Source organism: Pseudomonas sp. KB_15, from assembly GCF_052114525.1.
In the GTDB taxonomy this organism is placed as follows: Bacteria; Pseudomonadota; Gammaproteobacteria; order Pseudomonadales; family Pseudomonadaceae; genus Aquipseudomonas.
In genome coordinates this window covers 1-368 of record NZ_JBFREX010000351.1, presented here as the reverse complement: position 1 = coordinate 368, position 368 = coordinate 1, and the positions used below count along the sequence as shown (strand labels likewise).

The following is a 368-nucleotide window of genomic DNA, read 5'->3' as shown; positions in this document are numbered from 1 at the left end:
GCCATGGGCCACGTCGTACTCAAGGAATTCCACGTGGGCGGCAAGTCCGCCTACTTCCGCGACTACCTGAAGCAGTACACCGACATGCCGATGCTGGTGCGGCTGCGCGAGCAGGACGGCACGCTGGTGCCCGATCACTTCCTGCGCGCCTCCCATCTCGACGGCAGTCTCGGCGAGCCCCGGCATGCGGAGTGGAAGACGCTGCTGATCGACGATGCCAGCGGGGAGGTGACTGCCCCGAACGGCTCGATCGGCTTCCGCTGGACGCCCGGCGACGACACGGCCGGCCGCTGGAATCTGGAGCTGCGCGACAGCCAGGACGGCAAGACGATCGATCCGCGCCTGTCGCTGCTCGGCCAAGAAGACAC

At 67.4% G+C, this 368-nt stretch carries 1 protein-coding gene; it reads left to right on the top strand.

The features are described 5' to 3' along the window. Positions 1-33: 33 nt before the first annotated feature. Positions 34-368: hypothetical protein (locus AB4Z35_RS31245; RefSeq protein WP_442101332.1), on the top strand; the 335-nt coding region annotated here is incomplete at its 3' end.